This window comes from Ideonella aquatica, assembly GCF_018069755.1.
GTDB classification, from domain to species: domain Bacteria; phylum Pseudomonadota; class Gammaproteobacteria; order Burkholderiales; family Burkholderiaceae_C; genus Ideonella; species Ideonella aquatica.
Map to the genome: position 1 here is coordinate 268,357 of NZ_JAGQDE010000002.1, position 17,890 is coordinate 286,246.

General features: G+C 69.3%; 14 protein-coding genes. 4 read left to right on the forward strand and 10 right to left on the reverse strand.

Translation table 11 applies throughout. The features are described 5' to 3' along the window. Nucleotides 1-82: 82 nt before the first annotated feature. Genes KAK06_RS03420 through KAK06_RS03435 form a run of 4 tightly spaced genes read right to left on the reverse strand, consistent with a single transcriptional unit; the run spans nt 83 to nt 4,852 of the window. Nucleotides 83-1,141 (reverse strand): branched-chain amino acid ABC transporter permease, encoded by a 1,059-nt coding sequence (locus KAK06_RS03420; protein WP_210800401.1) that lies wholly within the window; start codon nt 1,139-1,141, stop codon nt 83-85. A gap of 25 nt (nt 1,142-1,166) precedes the next feature. Continuing rightward, nucleotides 1,167-2,096, reverse strand: a complete 930-nt coding sequence (locus KAK06_RS03425) for a branched-chain amino acid ABC transporter permease (RefSeq protein WP_210800402.1) — start codon at nt 2,094-2,096, stop codon at nt 1,167-1,169. Between the two features lie 19 nt (nt 2,097-2,115). Beyond that, nucleotides 2,116-2,901, reverse strand: coding sequence for an ABC transporter ATP-binding protein (locus KAK06_RS03430; protein ID WP_210800403.1), 786 nt, complete (start codon nt 2,899-2,901; stop codon nt 2,116-2,118). Between the two features lies 1 nt (nt 2,902). Then, complete coding sequence (locus KAK06_RS03435; protein WP_210800404.1) at nt 2,903-4,852, reverse strand: AMP-dependent synthetase/ligase; 1,950 nt, start codon at nt 4,850-4,852, stop codon at nt 2,903-2,905. Between the two features lie 183 nt (nt 4,853-5,035). Between KAK06_RS03435 and KAK06_RS03440 the strand changes: the two genes are divergently transcribed. Further along, the gene (locus KAK06_RS03440; RefSeq protein ID WP_310741023.1) at nt 5,036-5,755 is read left to right on the forward strand and encodes a Crp/Fnr family transcriptional regulator; all 720 of its coding nucleotides are present in this window, start codon (nt 5,036-5,038) and stop codon (nt 5,753-5,755) included. A gap of 61 nt (nt 5,756-5,816) precedes the next feature. After that, nucleotides 5,817-6,575, forward strand: coding sequence for an MgtC/SapB family protein (locus tag KAK06_RS03445; protein WP_210800406.1), 759 nt, complete (start codon nt 5,817-5,819; stop codon nt 6,573-6,575). A 24-nt stretch (nt 6,576-6,599) separates the two neighbouring features. Here the strand turns inward: KAK06_RS03445 and msrQ are convergent, their stop codons facing one another. Both msrQ and msrP read right to left on the reverse strand, forming a co-directional pair. Beyond that, nucleotides 6,600-7,187 (reverse strand): protein-methionine-sulfoxide reductase heme-binding subunit MsrQ, encoded by a 588-nt coding sequence (gene msrQ / locus KAK06_RS03450; RefSeq protein ID WP_210800407.1) that lies wholly within the window; start codon nt 7,185-7,187, stop codon nt 6,600-6,602. Then, entirely contained in the window at nt 7,187-8,161 is a 975-nt protein-coding gene (msrP, locus tag KAK06_RS03455) for a protein-methionine-sulfoxide reductase catalytic subunit MsrP (protein ID WP_210800408.1), read from the reverse strand. The genes msrQ and msrP overlap by 1 nt, the downstream gene beginning before the upstream one ends. Before the next feature lie 271 nt (nt 8,162-8,432). Between msrP and KAK06_RS03460 the strand changes: the two genes are divergently transcribed. Together KAK06_RS03460 and KAK06_RS03465 are read left to right on the forward strand one after the other, a co-directional pair. Further along, nucleotides 8,433-10,739 (forward strand): S8 family serine peptidase, encoded by a 2,307-nt coding sequence (locus tag KAK06_RS03460; RefSeq protein ID WP_210800409.1) that lies wholly within the window; start codon nt 8,433-8,435, stop codon nt 10,737-10,739. 88 nt (nt 10,740-10,827) lie between these two features. Next, complete coding sequence (locus tag KAK06_RS03465) at nt 10,828-13,341, forward strand: putative bifunctional diguanylate cyclase/phosphodiesterase (RefSeq protein ID WP_210800410.1); 2,514 nt, start codon at nt 10,828-10,830, stop codon at nt 13,339-13,341. Between the two features lie 6 nt (nt 13,342-13,347). Here KAK06_RS03465 and KAK06_RS03470 read toward each other — a convergent pair whose 3' ends face one another. From KAK06_RS03470 to KAK06_RS03485, 4 genes are all read right to left on the reverse strand, one after another. Further along, nucleotides 13,348-13,668: a hypothetical protein gene (locus tag KAK06_RS03470; protein ID WP_247652615.1), complete on the reverse strand. Its 321-nt coding sequence runs from the start codon at nt 13,666-13,668 to the stop codon at nt 13,348-13,350. 45 nt (nt 13,669-13,713) lie between these two features. Further along, a complete protein-coding gene (gene ccsB, locus KAK06_RS03475) occupies nt 13,714-15,054 on the reverse strand; it encodes a c-type cytochrome biogenesis protein CcsB (RefSeq protein WP_210800411.1) in 1,341 nt (446 codons plus the stop codon). Continuing rightward, nucleotides 15,051-17,171 (reverse strand): cytochrome c biogenesis protein ResB, encoded by a 2,121-nt coding sequence (locus KAK06_RS03480; protein ID WP_210800412.1) that lies wholly within the window; start codon nt 17,169-17,171, stop codon nt 15,051-15,053. Before KAK06_RS03480 ends, ccsB begins: the two co-directional genes overlap by 4 nt. A gap of 90 nt (nt 17,172-17,261) precedes the next feature. Then, on the reverse strand, nt 17,262-17,888 hold the full coding sequence (locus KAK06_RS03485; RefSeq protein WP_210800413.1) for a c-type cytochrome: 627 nt from the start codon (nt 17,886-17,888) through the stop codon (nt 17,262-17,264). Nucleotides 17,889-17,890: the final 2 nt, after the last annotated feature.

A 17,890-nucleotide genomic window follows, 5' to 3' on the forward strand; every position in this document is an offset into this window, starting at 1 on the left:
AGGAAGGTGAGAAAAACGCACTCGTCAGTGCAGGGTCTGCCGGCCCGGGGTTCGTCGCCCCGCACCGTGCGGATTCAGGTCATCAGTGCGGGAAGGGCCACAGCCGCAGCTTTTCCTTGGCGGTGGACCACAGGCGCGCCAGGCCGTGCGGCTCGACGATCAGGAAGAACACGATCAGCGCGCCGAAGATCATGTAGGTCAGGTGCGAGGCCAGCGCGGTGTCGAAGCCCAGCGCCACGCCCAGCAGGTCCAGCACGATCGGCAGCACCACGATGAAGGCGGCGCCGAAGAAACTGCCCATGATCGAGCCCAGGCCGCCGATGATGATCATGAACAGCAGGTCGAAGGAGCGGTTGATGTTGAAGGCCGCCGGCTCCCACGAGCCCAGGTGCACGAAGCCCCACAGCGCGCCGGCCATGCCAACGAAGAAGGAGCTGACCGCGAAGGCGGTGAGCTTGGCGTAGACCGGGCGGATGCCGATCACCGCCGCGGCCACGTCCATGTCGCGCATCGCCATCCACTCGCGGCCGATGTGGCTGCGCACCAGGTTCTTGGCCAGCAGTGCACAGATCACCACGAAGCCCAGGCAGAACAGGTATTTCTCGATCGGCGTGTTGATGACCCAGCCGAACAGGCTCAGCTCGGACACGCTGACCGAGCCCGAAGCCGAGTCATTGGTGAACCACTTGATGCGCAGAAAGGCCCAGTCGGTGAAGAACTGCGCCGCCAAGGTGGCCACCGCCAGGTACAGGCCGCGGATGCGCAGCGAGGGGATGCCAAACAGCACGCCCACCACCGTGGCACACAGGCCGCCCAGGATGATGGCCAGCAGCATCGGCATGCCGTCGATGCGGATCAGGAAGTTGTAGGCCGCATAGGCACCCACGGCCATGAAGCCGCCGGTGCCCAGCGAGATCTGGCCGCAGTAGCCCACCAGGATGTTCAGGCCGATGGCCGCCAGCGACAGGATCAGGAAGGGGATCAGGATCGCGCGGAACAGGTACTCGCTGGCCAGGAAGGGCACGGCGAGGAAGGCGAAGGCCACCAGCGCGCCGATGACCGCCTTGTCCTGCGCGATCGGGAAGATCTGCTGATCAGCCCGGTAGCTGGTCTTGAACTGGCCATTCTCACGGTAGAGCATGTTGTTCTCCTTGTGCGCTCAGGCGTTAGACGCGGTCAATGATCTTCTCGCCGAACAGCCCTTGCGGCCGCACCAGCAGGAAGCCCAGCGCCATCACATACGCAAACCAGATCTCGATGCCGCCGCCCAGCATCGGGCCGATGTAGACCTCGGAGAGCTTCTCGCCCACGCCGATCAGCAGGCCGCCGATGATGGCGCCCGGCACGCTGGTCAGGCCGCCCAGGATCACCACCGGCAGCGCCTTCAGGGCCACTTGCGACAGCGAAAACTGCACGCCCAGCTTGGAGCCCCAGATCACGCCAGCCACCAGCGCCGAGAAGCCCGCAACCGACCAGACGATGACCCAGATGCGGTTGAGCGGGATGCCGATCGACTGCGCCGCCTGGTGGTCGTCGGCCACCGCGCGCAGCGCGCGGCCGGTGGCCGTGTACTGGAAGAACGCCGCCAGCAGCGCGACCAGCGCGGCGGCGATCACCGCGGCGAACAGGTCCTCCTGACCAACCAGCACGCCGCCCTGGAAGGTGCTCTCGAACAGGAACAGCGGGTCCTTGGGCATGCCGATGTCGATCTTGTAGATGTCCGAGCCGAACACCGTCTGGCCGAAGCCATCCAGGAAGTAGGTGATGCCCAGCGTGGCCATCAGCAGCGTGATGCCCTCCTGGTTGACCAGCTTGCCCAGCACGAAGCGCTCGATCACCCAGGCCAGCGCCACCATGCAGGCCATGGCCAGCACGAAGCCGATCAGATTGGCCAGCAGCTTGGAGTCGGAGCCGGTCCAGCCCGGCGCCCACTCCGAGAAACGGGCCATGGCCAGCGCGGCGAACAGCACCATCGCGCCCTGCGCGAAGTTGAAGACGCCCGACGCCTTGAAGATCAGCACGAAGCCGAGGGCGATCAGCGAATACAGCATGCCCGCCATCAGGCCGCCGATGAGGGTCTCGAGGAAGAATCCCATGGTCTTGTGTCTCCTGCGATCAGTGGCTGGTGCCGAGGTACGCGCTGATCACGTCCTCGTTGCTGCGCACCTCGCTGGGCGTGCCGTCACCGATCTTCTTGCCGTAGTCGAGCACGACCACGCGGTCCGAGATGTCCATCACCACGCCCATGTCGTGTTCGATCAGCACGATGGTGGTGCCGAACTCGTCGTTGACGTCCAGGATGAAGCGGCTCATGTCCTGCTTCTCCTCGACGTTCATGCCGGCCATCGGCTCATCCAGCAGCAGCACCTGCGGCTCCATGGCCAGCGCGCGGCCCAGGTCGACCCGCTTTTGCAGGCCGTAAGGCAGGCGGCCCACCGGGGTCTTGCGCCAGGCCTGGATCTCGAGGAAGTCGATGATGCGCTCGACGAAGGCGCGGTGCTCGCTCTCCTCGCGCTCGGCCGCCCCCCAGCGGATGGCCTGCTGGAAGAGGTTGGTCTTCATCTTCAGGTTGCGCCCCGACATGATGTTGTCGATGACGCTCATGCCCTTGAACAGCGCCAGGTTCTGGAAGGTGCGCGCCACCCCCATCTCGGCCACCTGGCGGCTGTTCATGTGGCTGAAGGTCTGGCCACGGAAGGTGATCTTGCCCTCCTGCGGCGTGTAGACGCCGTTGATGCAGTTGAGCATCGAGCTCTTGCCGGCGCCGTTGGGGCCGATGATGGCGCGGATCTCGTGCTCGCGCACATTGAAGCTGATGTCGGTCAGCGCCTTGACGCCGCCGAAGCGCAGGCTGATGTTCTGGACGTCGAGGATGACGTCGCCGATCTTTCTTTCGGCCATCTCAAGCCACCTTTTTCGTTTGCGCCGGGAAGGTCTTGGCGTCGGTGATCTTCAGGGTGGCCGAGACACTGCCGCTGCGGCCGTCCTCGAACTTCACCACGGTCTCGATGAACTGCTCGGTGCGGCCTTCATACATGGCGTCGACCAGCACCTGGTACTTGTCGTTGATGAAGCCGCGCTTGACCTTGCGGGTGCGGGTCATCTCGCCGTCGTCGGCATCGAGTTCCTTGTGCAGCACGATGAAGCGGGCGATCTGGCTGCCAGCCAGCAGCTCGTCGCGGGCCAGGTCGGCGTTGACCTTCTCGACGTTCTCGCGGATCAGCTCCAGCACCTCGGGCTTGGCGGCCAGGTCGGTGTAGCCGGCGTAGGGCAGGTTGCGCCGCTCGGCCCAGTTGCCCACCGCCTCGAAGTCAATGTTGACGAAGGCGCAGACCTTCTCGCGCTGGTTGCCAAAGGCCACCGCCTCCTTGATGTGCGGGAAGAACTTCAGCTTGTTCTCGACGTACTTGGGCGCGAACATCGCGCCGTCGTTGGCGCCGCCCTTGATGCGGCCGACGTCCTTGACGCGGTCGATGATCTTCAGGTGGCCCTGGGCATCGATGAAGCCGGCGTCGCTGGTGTGGTACCAGCCGTCGGCGGTCAGCACCTCGGCCGTGGCCTCGGGGTTCTTGTAGTACTCCTTGAGCAGGCCGGCGGACTTGACCAGCACCTCGCCGCTGTCGCTGAGCTTGATCTCGACGCCCTCGCAGGGCACGCCCACGGTGTCGGCGCGCACCTCGTGGTCGGGCTGCAGGCAGACGAACACCGCGGTCTCGGTGGAGCCGTAGAGCTGCTTGAGGTTGATGCCAATCGCCCGGTAGAAGGTGAACAGGTCGGGCCCGATCGCCTCGCCGGCGGTGTAGGCCACGCGCACCCGGCTCATGCCCAGGGTGTTGCGCAGCGGGCCGTAAATGCACAGATTGCCCAGCGCATAGTGCAGCTTGTCGAGCAGGCCCACCGGCTTGCCGTCCATCAGGTCGGGGCCGACGCGGCGCGCCACGTTCATGAAGTGGTGGAACATCCCGCGCTTGATGGCACTGGCGTCCTCCATGCGGATCATCACCGTGGTCAGCAGACCTTCAAAAATGCGCGGCGGCGCGAAGTAGTAGCTCGGGCCGATCTCCTTCATGTCGATCGACACCGTGGCGCCCGACTCGGGGCAATTCACCACATAACCGCAGGCCAGCCACTGCGCGTAGCTGAAGATGTTCTGGCCGATCCAGGCCGGCGGCAGGTAGGCCAGCACTTCCTCCTGCTCGGTCAGGCGGTCGAACTTCTGGCCCGCCGCGGCGCGGTCCAGCAGCGACAGGTGGGTGTGGACCACGCCCTTGGCGTTGCCGGTGGTGCCCGAGGTGAAGAACATCGCCGCCACATCGGTGGGCTGGGCCTGGGCCACCTCGGCCTCGAAGAAGCCGGGGTGGGCGGCCAGCCAGGCGTCGCCCGCTTCGGCCAGCGCGTCGAGCGAGGCCAGACCGGGCTCGTCGTAGTTGCGCAGGCCGCGCGGGTCGTCGTACCAGACGTGGGCCAGCGCGGGGCATTGCTCGCGCACCTCCATCATCTTGTCGACCTGCTCCTGGTCCTCGACGACGGCGAAGCAGACCTCGGCATTGCTGACCGGGAAGACGAACTCGGCGGCCACCGCGTCCTGGTACAGCGGCACCGGAATGGCGCCCAGCGCCTGTGCGGCCAGCATGCTGGCGTTCAGGCGCGGGCGGTTGTCACCCACCACGATCAGGTGCTGGCCGCGCCGCAGGCCGGCGGCGGCCAGGCCACCGGCCAGGCGCTTGACCAGCGTGGCCAGGTCGGCCCAGGTGGTGGTCTGCCAGATGCCGTATTCCTTCTCGCGCAGCGCCGGGGCCTGGGGCCGGCGGCTGGCGTGTTCAAGCAGGAGCTGGACGAAGGTGGTCTGCACGCGGTTCTCCAAGAAGGCGGCGCGGCCGGACAGGCCGACCCCGGAATGGATGCGATCCTAGGCTGCCCTTTGACGTCATGTTGTCCGTTGGACGACAATCTACGGGTGAGCCCTGAGCGGACTTTCCCGGGTCCGCGCCGGTTGCGCCCCGGTGTCGCCGATCGGGGGAGAAGGAGCCTTGCGGTGAATCAACGATCCCACGCCTTGCGCGAGCGCGCCCGAGCGCTGACCGAGGCCGAGCTGGCCAACGTGCCCTGGTTGCAGGTGCTGGACGCCGAGGATCAGCGCCGCGCCCGCGCCGTCATCGTCATTGCCGAGGCCGAGCCCGGCGACCTGATCTGCCGCATCGGCCGCCCGGCTACCTACTGGTTCGGTGTGGTCGACGGCCTGCTGAAGATGAGCAACGACCCCAGCCAGGGCCCGGCGATCACCTTCACCGGCGTGCCGCCCGGCGCCTGGTTCGGCGAGGGCACGCTGCTCAAGCGCGAGCCCTACCGCTACAACATCGAGGTGCTGCGGCGCAGCGCCGTGGCCGGCCTGCCGGTGGACAGCTTCCATGAGCTGCTGGACCGCAGCATCCCGTTCAACCGCTTCGTGCTGAACCAGCTCAATGAGCGCCTGGGCCAGTTCATCGCCGCCCGCGAGACCGACCGCCAGGGCGACCCCGACACCCGTGTGGCGCGCAACCTGGCCTCGCTGTTTCACCCGGTGCTCTATCCCGGCGTGGGCCAGTTGCTGCGCATCACGCAGCAGGAGCTGGGCTTTCTGGTGGGCCTGTCGCGCCAACGTGTGAACGAGGCGCTGCGCACCCTGCAGCAGCGCCAGCTGATCCGCATCGAGTACGGCGGCGTGCGCGTGCTGGACCTGCCGGGCCTGCGCAGCTACCGCCACCGCGACGAGTAGGGCGCGCTTCGCCGCGCTTATCGGCGCATGGCCGTGCGCAGGCGCGGGCGATGCTCGCGCGATGAGCTCCGACGCCTTTGTCCGTCAGCTGGCCGCCTACTGGAGCGGCGACCTGCTGGCGGTGAACCTGCTGATCTTCCTGAACCTGGCCGGCGCGCTGCTGCTGGGCTCGCTGGTGGGCTATGAGCGCGCCTACCGCGGCCGCGCGGCGGGCATGCGCACCTACGGTCTGGTGTGCATGGCCTCGACCGCGCTGACGGTGTTCGCCGGCTACCCAGCGCTGTGGTACGGCGGCCAGGCCAGCTTCACCGCCGCGCTGGCGCATGACCCGACACGGGTGATCCAGGGCATCGTCACCGGCATCGGCTTTCTCGGCGCCGGGGTGATCATGAAGGACGGGCTGAACATCAGCGGCCTGACCACCGCCGCGTCGATCTGGTCGGCCTCGGCGATCGGCGTGCTGATCGGCGTGGGCTTCTACGGCGCCGCGATCCTGCTGGCCGCGCTGTCGGCCTCGGCGATGATGTGGGGCAGCCGCATCGAGGCCTGGCTGCCCTCGCACCAGGCGGTGGGCATCGAGCTGCGCCTGCGCCCCGGCGTGGCCAGCGACGCCGCCACGATCGATCACTTTCTGCGCCAGCAGGGCTTCATGCTGGCCACCGGCTCGCTGGCGATCTGCCACGACGACGGCCAGTCCACCTGGAAGTTTGTTGCCGTGGTGCAGGACCGCCACCATGCCGCGCCGCTGGACCGCCTGGCGGCCGCGCTGCAGGGCTGGAGCGACGTGGTGAAGTTCAGCCTGGCCCACGCCAGGAACTGAGGCGCCGCGCCGTGCGGGGGCTGCTCAGGCGCGCCAGCGCCGCGCCGCCAGCAGCCCGCCGATGACCAGCGCATAGATCGCCGGCTCCAGCAGGTTGTTCTTGCCGGCGCGCATCCACCAGAAGTGCAGCAGCGCCACCGGGCCGATCACATAGGTGAGCTTGTGCAGGTCGCGCCAGGCCCGGCCACCCAGCCAGCGCACCGCGGCATTGAACGAGGTGGCGGCCAGCGGCAGCAGGGCCAGCCAGGCAGCGGTGCCCACCAGGATGAAGGGCCTCTTGCCGATGTCCTTCAGCAGCGCGTCCAGCGCCCATTCCATGTCCAGCCAGGCGTAGGCCGACCAGTGCAGCGTGGCATAGACGAAGGTGGCCACGCCCACATTGCGCCGAAAGCGCGCCAGCCCGCTCCAGCCGGTCAGCTGGCGCAGCGGCGTGATCGCCAGCGTCAGGCACAGGCCGCGCAGCGTCCAGTCGCCCAGGCTGCGGATCAGCGCCTCGGCGGGGTTGGGGCCCAGGCCGCCGTACAGCGCGGCCCAGACCAGCGAGGCCGCCGGCAGACCGAGCAGCAGCCAGACCACCGGCTTGGCCAGTGGGTGAAGCAGCCAGCGGTTCATCAGTAGTGCTTGCGCAGGTCCAAACCCGCGTAGAGCTGACCGACCTGGGCCTCGTAGCCGTTGAACATCAGCGTCGGGCGCTTCTTGGCGAACAGGCCCTGGGCCTCGCCAATGCGCCGCTCGCTGGCCTGGCTCCAGCGCGGGTGGTCGACCTGCGGGTTGACGTTGCTGTAGAAGCCGTATTCCTGCGGCGCGGCCTGCTCCCAGCTGCTCAGCGGCTGCTTCTCGACCAGGCGGATGCGCACAATGGACTTGGCGCTCTTGAAACCGTACTTCCAGGGCACGACCAGGCGCAGCGGTGCGCCGTTCTGGTTGGGCAGCACCTCGCCATACAGGCCGAAGGCCAGCAGCGTCAGCGGGTGCATGGCCTCATCCAGGCGCAGGCCCTCGCGGTAGGGCCAGTCCAGCACGCCCGAGCGCAGACCCGGCATCTGGGCGCGGTCGGCCAGCGTGGTGAACTCGACGAACCTGGCGTTGCCGGTGGGCTCGACCTTCTTCAGCAGCTCGGCCAGCGACCAGCCCACCCAGGGGATGACCATCGACCAGCCTTCGACGCAGCGCAGGCGGTAGACGCGCTCCTCCATCGGCGCGAGCTTGAGCAACTCGTCCAGGTCGAAGCGGCGCGGCTGTTTGACCTCGCCATCCACCATCACCGTCCAGGGCCGGGGCTTGAGGCTGCCGGCGGTGCGGGCGGGGTCGGACTTGTCGGTGCCGAACTCGTAGAAGTTGTTGTAGCTGGTGACGTCGCCGTAGGCGGTGGGCTGTTCCATCACCAGGGCGCCGGCCACCGCGGAGCGGGCGCCGGGCAGGGCGGGCAGCCGACCCGGGCCACGCGTCTGGGCCTGCGCGCCGTGCACGCCGGCGCCGGCCAGCGCGGCGGCGGCCAGCCAGTCGCGGCGGCGCAGCCAGGTCTCGCGTGGGGTGATCTCGGACGGGCGGGGCTGGTCGAAACCGGGGCGGGGCAGGAGGGGCATGGGCAGCCTGTTGGTCAAGGACGATGAACCTGAGTCGCGCAACGCAGGCTGGACCTTACGCCGAAGTCGGAGATCCGGTCGTGCGCAGGGGCACCTCCGTCCACGCCGCAGGGCCCCAGGCGCGTCCAAGGTACCGGCTCGTCCCTTCTTCGTGACCCCTGTCACGGCGCCCGAACGGCTGTGCGGGCGCCGACTCAAGCGGCCTGCTGGCCGGCCGAAGCCGTGGACGACGAACCGGGGACCCCGGTCCACCTTTCCTGGAGTACCTTCCTTGACGCTGTCCAAGCTGATCCGCCTGTGCCTGGCCGTGCTGTGCGCCTTCGCGCTGGCCACGCCTGCCGCCGCCCTGTCCGCCAAGCTGGCGCCCGAACTGCTGCCCTATGCGGCCGGTCGTGCGACGGGACAGCCCGCCGTCACCTGGGCGCAGGTCCGGTCCAGCAGCGCCTACGTCAAGGTACTGATCGTGGCCGCCAGCCCCGACAGCAGCCTGGCGGGGCTGCGTGCCGATGTGCTGGCCCGGGGGGGATCGGTGCACCACAACTTCCTGTCCACCCGTGCATTGGCGGCGATGGTGCCGGCCGCCGCGCTGAACCGCCTGGCTGCGCGCGCCGATGTCGTGAGCATCGTGCCCAACCGCGCGGTGTCGCGCCAGGCCAGCCTGCTCGAGACCGCGGCGGGCGACGGCGCGGCGCTGGCCGCGCAGCCTAACGGCACGGCCTACGACGGCCGCGGCGTGGGCATTGCGGTGCTCGATTCGGGCATCGACCACCGCCATCGCCATTTCGTCGACGCCAAGGGCCGCTCTCGGGTGAAGCTGGCGGTCGACATCGTCGAGCTGTCGCGGCGCCTGCTGGGCAAGGGCTGGAGCGTCGGCGTCGACTACTCGACGATCTCGCGAGCGGGCGTCGACGGCACCAAGTACCGTCAGCTGTTCGACAAGCTGGCGCCGGTCGCGCCCGTGCCCGATCCCTACGGCCACGGCACCATGGTCGCCGCGGCGGCCGCGGGCAACGGCCGCTACCAGTCGCCTGACGCCAGCGGGGTGGCCACCGGGGCCTCGCTGATCGACGTGCGCGTGCTGGACGAGCAGGGTAGCGGCAACCTGGCGGATGTGCTGCTGGGCATGGACTGGGTGCTGCAGAACGCCCGCCTGGCCGGCATCCGCGTGGTCAATCTGAGCCTGGGCGGCTCGTCGGCGGAGACCTTTGTCAACGACCCCTTGGCGCGCGCCGCCCGCAGTGCCTCGGCGGCCGGCCTGGTGGTGGTGGCCTCGGCCGGCAATGCCGGGCGCAACGGATCTGGCCAGGAGGTCTTTGGGGCGATCTCGTCGCCGGGCAGCGACCCGTCGGTGATCACTGTTGGCGCGTCCAACCCCTACGGCACCGGGCCGCGCGGCGATGACGCGGTGACCGGCTTCAGCTCACGCGGTCCCACGCGCGGCAGCGTGCTGTTCGCCAGTGGCCGGCGCTGGGTGGACCACCTGCCCAAGCCGGACCTGGTGGCGCCTGGCAACCGCATCGTCGGCGCGCTGGCCGCCGACCGCGACGGCCGCTGGAACCTGCTGGCGCGCAGCCACCCCGAGCTGACGCAGGTCAGCGGCGCCTCCCAGGCCAAGGGGCAGGCGCTGATGTCGCTCTCGGGCACGTCGATGGCCGCGCCCGTGGTGGCCGGTGCGGCGGCGGTGGTGCTGCAGGCCAACCCCGGCCTGACGCCGCCGCTGGTCAAGGCCATCCTGCAGTACACCGCCACCCCCTTGGCGCAGGGCAACCTGCTGCAGCAGGGGACCGGTCAGATCAACGTGGCCGGCGCGGTACGGCTGGCAACCGCCCTGCGCACCGACATCAGCGCTGCCGCCGACGCCGGCCTGCTGCTGCCCGGCGCCAACCTGCTGGCCGTGGGCCGCACGATGCCGATGCCGTTCACCGTCCTGGACGGCGTGGCACGGCCCTGGAGCCAGATCCTCACCGTTGGCGGCACCCATCTGGCCACCGGCGCCGAGGCCATTGCGCGCTGGCAGCCGATCTTTGATGGCCGGCTGACCTGGGCACGGCAATGGGTGCTGCGGCGCGATGTGAGCTGGCAGCCCATGTCACTCAAGGACGGCGTGCCGCCGCTGACCGTGCCGCGCGCCATCGTCGAGCGCAACGCCAGCGCACAAGCCTTGCTGAGCGCGGGCGTGCGCCTGCTCGATGCGCTGGCCCCGTCGGCGGCTGACAGCACCGCGGCGCTGCTGACGCCGGTGGCCCGACTGTCTGCGCTGGCGGCCAGCGGCCAGGGCCTGCGACTGCGTCGGGGCTTCGGCTTTGACAGCCTGGGCCTGCGCGGCGAGGGATTCTTGCTCAGCCAGGGCTTCCTGTTGTCCGAAGGCTTCCTGCTCAGCGAAGGCTTCCTGCTGTCCGAGGGTTTCCTGCTCAGCGAAGGTTTCCTGCTGAGCGAGGGCTTTTTGCTCAGCGAAGGCTTCCTGCTGTCCGAAGGCTTCCTGCTCAGCGAGGGCTTCTTGCTGAGCGAGGGCTTCCTGCTGTCCGAGTCGGTCGGCGACGTGGCTGGCGGCCAGGACCGGAGCTGGGCCGGCGATTGAGCCGCGGCGCCGCCCGGCGTCTGGCGGCGGGATTCAAGTTGGCGCCCGACCTGACCGATGTTGGATGGACATCCCCGGGCCCGCCGCCATGACCACATCCTCTCCCGCCCCACGCCCGCCGGCCGATCCCGGCGGCTGGCTGGCGCGGTTCCACGCGCAGCACCTGCCCGACTACAGTCCGGCCTCCACCCGGCTGTGGTGGGTGATCGCGCTGTCGGGTGCGCTGGCGCTGGGCATCGCGCTGGACACGTTCCTGGGCTGGCCGGCCGAGCGGCAGATGCAGGTGGTGGGCGCACTGAGCCTGGTGGTCACGGCCGCGCTGCTCTCGCTGCAACTGCCGCGATCGAGCTTCTCGTTCAGCATCGCGGATGCCTTCAATTTCACGCTGCTGGTGATGTACGGCCCGGCCGCCGCGGTGCTGGGCGCTGGCGCCGAGGGCCTGGTGGGCACGATGCGGACCTCGCGCCGGCTCTCCAGCCGGGTGGCCAGCCCGGCGATGGCGATGGCCAGTTGGTCACTGGCCGGCGCCGCCCATGCGGGCCTGGCGGCCCTGCTGCTGGTATCGAACCTGCCCTCGGCGGTGGCCGAGGTGCTGGCGCTGCTGCTGGCCTCGCTGGTGACCTACGTCGGCACCACACTGCCGCTGATGGCCATGATGACGCTCAAGCGCCAACAGTGGCCCGCACCGAGGGCCTGGCTCAACGGCACGGCCTGGGTCGGCGGGGTCTACATCGGCTCGGCGCTGCTGGCGGCGATGGCCTGGCTGCTGGCGCGTCAGCACGGTGCCGGCCTGATGGCTTTGCTGGGTGTGGCGGTGCTGGGCGTGCTGGCGCTGGTGCGCGTCACGCTGACCCATCAGGAGGCCGAGCACGCCCGCCAGGAGCAGTGCATCGACGAGGCGCGCCGCGAGGCCGAGCTGAACCAGCAGCGCTTCAGCGCCGCCTTCACCCATGCCGCAGTGGGCATGGCCATCGCCGATGCACAGGGTCGCCTGCTGCGCGTCAACCAGGCCTTGGCCACGCTGGTGCAGGCGCCGGAGGGCACCCTGCCTGGCCGCACGATGCTCGACCTGCTGCACCCCGCCGACCACGCGGTCTTCGAGCGCAAGACCCTGGAGATGAAGGCCCATGCACGCAACGACTTCGCGCTGGAGCTGCGCTGCCGCACGCCGACCGGTGCCGACCACTGGGTGATGATGCATTGCGGCCGCTTCGCCGACCCCGGCGGCGAGGGCAATGCGCTGATTTACCAGCTGCACGATGTCAGCGCGCGGCGCGCTGCCGAGGCACGGCTGCAGCACATCGCCTACCACGACAACCTCACCGGCCTGGCCAACCGCGCGCGCTTTCAGGAACAGCTCGAAGGCGCCGTGGAGCGCAGCCTGGTCGACCCGCAGGCCTGCTTCGCGGTGATGTTCCTGGACCTGGACCGATTCAAGATCGTCAACGACAGCCTGGGCCACGAGGCCGGCAACCTGATGCTGCGCGAAGTGGCCAGACGCCTGCAGGCCTGCGTGCGGCCCAGCGACCTGGTGGCGCGCCTGGGCGGCGACGAATTCGCGGTGATGCTGCTGGGCCTGCAGGACAGCGCGGACGGACTGCGCCTGGCGCGGCGCATGCTGGCGGAGCTGATGCAACCAATGCCGGTGTGCGGCACCGAGCTGGTCCCGGGCGCCAGTCTGGGCATCACGTTCAGCGACCTGGGCTACCGCACCGTCGACGAGTTGCTGCGCGACGCCGACGTGGCGATGTACGAGGCCAAGGCCGGCGGCCGCGGCCGGGTGGCGATTTTTGACCGGACGATGCACGAGCGCATCGCCTACCGGCTGGCGCTGGAGGCTGACCTGCGCCGCGCACTGGCCGAGCAGCAGCTGTCGCTGGTCTACCAGCCCCTCTACGAGATCAAGGGCTGTCGCCTCGCGGGCTTCGAGGCGCTGGCGCGCTGGCACCACCCGGTGCGTGGCGCGGTCAGTCCGGCCGAGTTCATCGCGCTGGCCGAGGAGTCAGGCCACATTGAGGCGCTGACCACCTGGCTGATCGGCCAGGCAGTGGCGCAGATGGCCCAGTGGCATCGGCTGGCGCCGCACTTGGCGCAGGCGTCGATGCACCTGAACCTCTCGGGACGCGACCTGGTGCGCAACGACATCGTCGACACCGTGCGCGATGCCCTGCTGCGCCATGGGCTGCCGCCATCGCGGCTCACGCTGGAGATCACTGAGACCGTGCTGATGGAGCGCCTGGACCTGGCGCTGGAGACGGTCCGCCGCCTGCGCGGGCTGGGCGTGCGCCTGTCGATCGACGACTTCGGCACCGGCTATTCGTCGCTGAGCTACCTGGGCACGCTGCCGATCGACAGCTTGAAGATCGACCGCTCCTTCGTGATGCAGATGGAGCACAAGCCCGAGAACGTCGAGATCGTGCGCGCGGTCATCACGCTGGGCCACGCGCTGGGCAAACGGGTGATCGCCGAGGGTGTGGAAACCACGGCGCAACTCGAGCAGCTGCGCGCGCTGGGCGCCGACGAGGCGCAGGGCTATCTGCTGTCGCGGCCGGTGTCGGCGGCCGATGTGCCGGGCCTGCTGTACGCGCCGGCCACCGCCTGAGGCGGCTCAGGTCGGGAAATCGCCGTCGCCGAACAGCGTCAGGGCCTGCGTGCCGCGGCGTTCGCGGTAGGACTTGCGCGAGAACAGCTTGGTCTGCGCCTCGGTGGGCAGGTCGGTGATGGTGATCACGTGGCGGGCGATCAGCGCGTCGATCACGTCTTCCAGCACGCGCACGAAATCGGCGTCCAGGCGCTGGAAGTCGCCGCCGGCACCAACGAAGGCCTGCACCTCGGCGTGGTCGTCGGGCAGGAACTCGGCACCGCTGGCGGGCGCGTCGCGGTGCAGGCTGGCCAGGCGGCCGTGGTCGTCGCGGATGACGTAGGGCATGCGCCGACTATAGCGACGCCCCGGCGGCGCGAGAAGCGACCTTCGTCACAAGGTGCCGTAGCTGTGCAGGCCGCTGAGGAACATGTTGACGCCCAGGAAGGCGAAGGTGGTGACCACCAGGCCGCCCAGCGACCACCAGGCCGCTGCATGGCCGCGCAGGCCTTTCATCAGCCGCATGTGCAGCCAGGCCGCGTAGTTCAGCCAGACGATCAGCGCCCAGGTTTCCTTGGGGTCCCAGCTCCAGTAGCCGCCCCAGGCCTCGGCGGCCCAGAAGGCGCCCAGCACGGTGGCGATCGTGAAGAAGGCAAAGCCCACGGCGATCGCCTTGTACATCACGTCGTCCATCAGCTCCAGCGAGGGGGTGCGCGCGTTGACCGTGCCGCGCACCGCCACCAGGGCGACGAACAGCGCGATCAGGCCACCCAGCAGCGTGGCGCTCTTGCGCAGGGCCGGGGCCAGGTCGGCCGGGCCCAGCGCCCAGCCGGCCAGCACCGCCAGCAGCACGCCGCCGGGCACCCAGACCAGGCCGGTCCACAGCGCACGCGGTGTGGCCGTCTTGAGCAGGTAGGCCAGCGCAACCATGGCCGCCAGTGCAAAGGTGCCGTAGCCGATGAAGTTGGCCGGCACATGCACCTTCATCCACCAGCTCTGCAGCGCGGGCACCAGCGGTTGGATCTCGTGCGCCTCGCGCGCCACGGTGTACCACAGCAGGAAGGCCACCGACGCGCTGATCACCAGCATCACGAAGCCGCCCAGCGTGCGCACCCGGTAGTGGGCTTCATAGTAGAGGTAGAACAGCGCGGTCATCCAGGCAAACAGCACGAAGACCTCATAGAGGTTGCTGACCGGGATGTGGCCGATGTCGGGGGCGATCTGGTGGCTTTCGAACCAGCGCACGAAGGTGCCCACCAGGGCCATGAACACCGCGGCCCAGACCAGACGCGAGCCGATGCGCAGTGCCGCGTTGTCGTCGCCGGGGGCGAAGAAGCCGATCCAGTAGAACAGCGTGGCCATGAAGAACAGCGTGCTCATCCACAGGATCGCGCTCTGGCTGGACAGCAGGTACTTGAGCCAGAAGACCTGCTCGGCGGCGGCCAGATCGGCGCCGAAGGCATCGGTCTGGCGCAGGTACAGCGAGATCGCCAGCAGCACCGTGGCGCCCACCGCCAGGCTCAGCCCACGCAGCGGTCGCCAGAACCAGCCCAGCGCCACCAGGGCCGGCACGCTGCCGACCAGGATGCCGCGCTCGTAGCCGTCCATCGAGGCGCCATAGCGCTGCCAGGCATAGCCGGCGCCGGCCAGCAGCAGCGCGGCGAACAGCCAATCAAAGGCGCTGCGGCCGGACAGCAGGCCGGGCCGGCCGAGGTCAAGGGTGGTGGTGTTCATGCGGGGGTGTCTCCGGGGCCGGCCAGCAGGCTGCTGCGCAGGCGGTCGAAATCCTGGTCGATGTCGAGGGTGCGACGGGGCGTGGACATGGCCAACTGCACCCGCGTGGCGCCGGGGCGCTCGGGGTCGTCGGACAGCCAGATCCACAGCCGGCGCTCGCGGATGTAGAGCATGGCGAAGACGCCGACGATCAGCAACACGGCCCCCAGGTAGACCAGGGTCTTGCCAGGGGCACGCGCCACCTGGAACACGCTGGCCTGGACCTGCTCGAAGCTGTCGAGCTGCAGCATCACCGGTGCCGGGTAGAACGAGGCGTCGGACATCGACAGCACGGCCTGGGTCAGGAAGCGCTCGGTCTCGGGGCCGGGCGGCAGCGGCGGCTGGGCGGCGCGGCCGCGCGAGATCTGGGCCAGCTCGTAGAAGGCGCCATTGAGGATGCGCAGCAGCACCTCGGCCACCTTCTGGCGCTCGGCCTCGGGCACGCTGTGCTCGACAAAGCGGCTGAAGGCGTCCAGGCCGCCGGTCACCGGTTGGCCGTCGCCCGGGCTTTCGGCACCGGCGAACAGCGCCAGCGCGCGCTCGGCGGTGATGCGCAGCTGCTCGGCCATCTCGGGGCGGCCGTCGGGCGTGGCGGCCTTGGCGTACTGGCGCGCGGCGCTGCTGCGGGCGGCAGGGTCGCGCAGCGCATCGCGCAGGCGCAGCCAGCCGTCCATCGAGCCTTCGGTGTCGGCCGGGATGCGCAGGTAGCGGAAGTTCTCGGACAACTGCTCACGCATGCCCACCAGGAAGACGCGCTGGCCTTCCAGCTCGACCGGCACCATGTAGTTGTGGAACTCGCGCCGCTGGCCGCTGGCATCGACCAGCTTGTAGGTGATGGCCGGGCCGATGTTGTGCAGCGTCTTGGCGCGGCCGTCGGGCTTGGCGCCACTGCCCAGGTGCCTGGACAGCGTGGCACCCAGGTCGACACGGCGCACATCGGTGCCCTGTTCGCCGTCGCGGTCACTGCCCAGGTTCTCGACGTTGATGACCTTCAGGCCGCTGAGCTCGACCGTGAGCTTGTCGTTGCCATTGGTCAGCTGCAGCGTGTCGCCCACGCGGCCCTGCACGTCGAAGGCGGGGCCGCTGCGGGCCATCGGCACGGCCTTGAGCTTGAGCAGCGAGCCGCCGTCCTCGAAGCTGCTCTGGTAGATCGCCACGCCCTGGTGGATCGCCGGCTCGTTGACCTTGACCGTGGCCTCGGTGGCCTGCCCGGTGGCGTTGTCGTGGATGACGATCTGGCTGGCGAACAGCTTGGGCATGCCAGTGTCGTAGTACTCGACGATGAACTTTTTCAGCTCGACGTCGAAGGGCAGGTCCTGCAGCACGATGCCGTCGGGCATGCTCAGCACCGCCACGCCGGCGCGGGTGCCCTCGGTGACCAGCAGGTTGCCGCGAAAGGTGGGGTTGGTGGCCGGCAGGCGGTGCTCGGGCGGCACGTCCTTGATCAGGCCGCCGCCCTCAAAGGTGCTCTTGCCGCCCAGGGCCATCTGCAGGCGCACCACCAGGTCGCCATCGGACAGGCCGCCCAGGCAGATCAGCACCACCGCCGAGTGGGCGGCCAGGTAGCCCAGCTTGTTGGCGCGGCCGGCGCGGGCAGCCACCATGGTGCCGCCCTCGCGCAGCTGGGCGCGGGCCTGCCAGCCGCGGCCGGCCAGCACCGCCGAGGCGTGCTGCATCGCCGCCTCGCGCGACAGCGCCAGCGTGCCCTCGCCCTTGTGGTGGAAGGCCTTGAGCGCGCCTTCGCGGATGTCTTCCTTGAAGCTGCGCAGGTCGGCCACGATCTTCGGCGCATTGCGGGCAATGCACAGGCTGGTGGACAGCACCAGAAAGCCCAGGATCGCCAGGAACCAGCCGGCGCTGTACACCGTGAACAGGCTGAAGCGGCCCAGCACCTCGGCCCAGAACGGGCCGAACTGGTTGATGTAGTTGTTCAGCGGCTCGTTCTGCTTGACGACCGTGCCGATCACCGAGGCGATGCAGATCACCGCCAGCAGCGTGATCGCGAAGCGCATCGACGACAGCAGCTCGTAGGCGGTGCGCAGCGGCGAGGGTCGGCGCATGAGGGCGGAATCGGACATGGGGCGCGATTATCCGGGTGGCGAAAGCCCCCAAAGAAAAGGGCCGGTCAATGACCGGCCCTTCAGGCTGTGCTAGCGGGGGCGGGCGTGTCAGCGCAGGCCGGTGGCGTAGTCGGTGACTGCCTTGATTTCCTTGTCGCTCATCTTGGCGGCGATGGCCATCATCTGGGCGCTGTTGGCGCGCTCGCCCGAGCGGAAGGCGTTCATCTGGGCTTCCAGGTACTCGGTGTGCTGGCCGCCCAGGCGCGGGTACTGCGCCGGGATGCCGGCACCGGCCGGGCCGTGGCAGCCGGCGCAGGCGGGCACCTGCTTGTCGGCGATGCCGCCGCGCCAGATCTTCTCGCCCAGGGCCAGCGTGTCCTTGTTCTTGGCGGCGCCGGGGACCGGCTTCTTGCTGCCGTAGAAGGCGGCGACGTTTTTCATGTCGGCCTCGGTCAGCGGCGCGGCCATGCCGTTCATCACCGCGTTCTTGCGCTTGCCGGCCTTGAACTCGGTCAGCTGCTTGACGATGTAGTCGGGGTGCTGGCCCTGCAGGATCGGGTTGGCGGTCAGACCGCGCGAGCCGTCCACGGTGTGGCAGGCGCCACACACCGCGGCAGTCTGCTCGCCCTTGGCGATATCGGCCTTGGCCGGCGCCGGGGCGGCCTCGTTGGCAAAGGCGGGTGCGGCCAGGAGGGCGGCCAGCACGGTGGCGGTGAGCGCGACGAAAGGCTTCATGG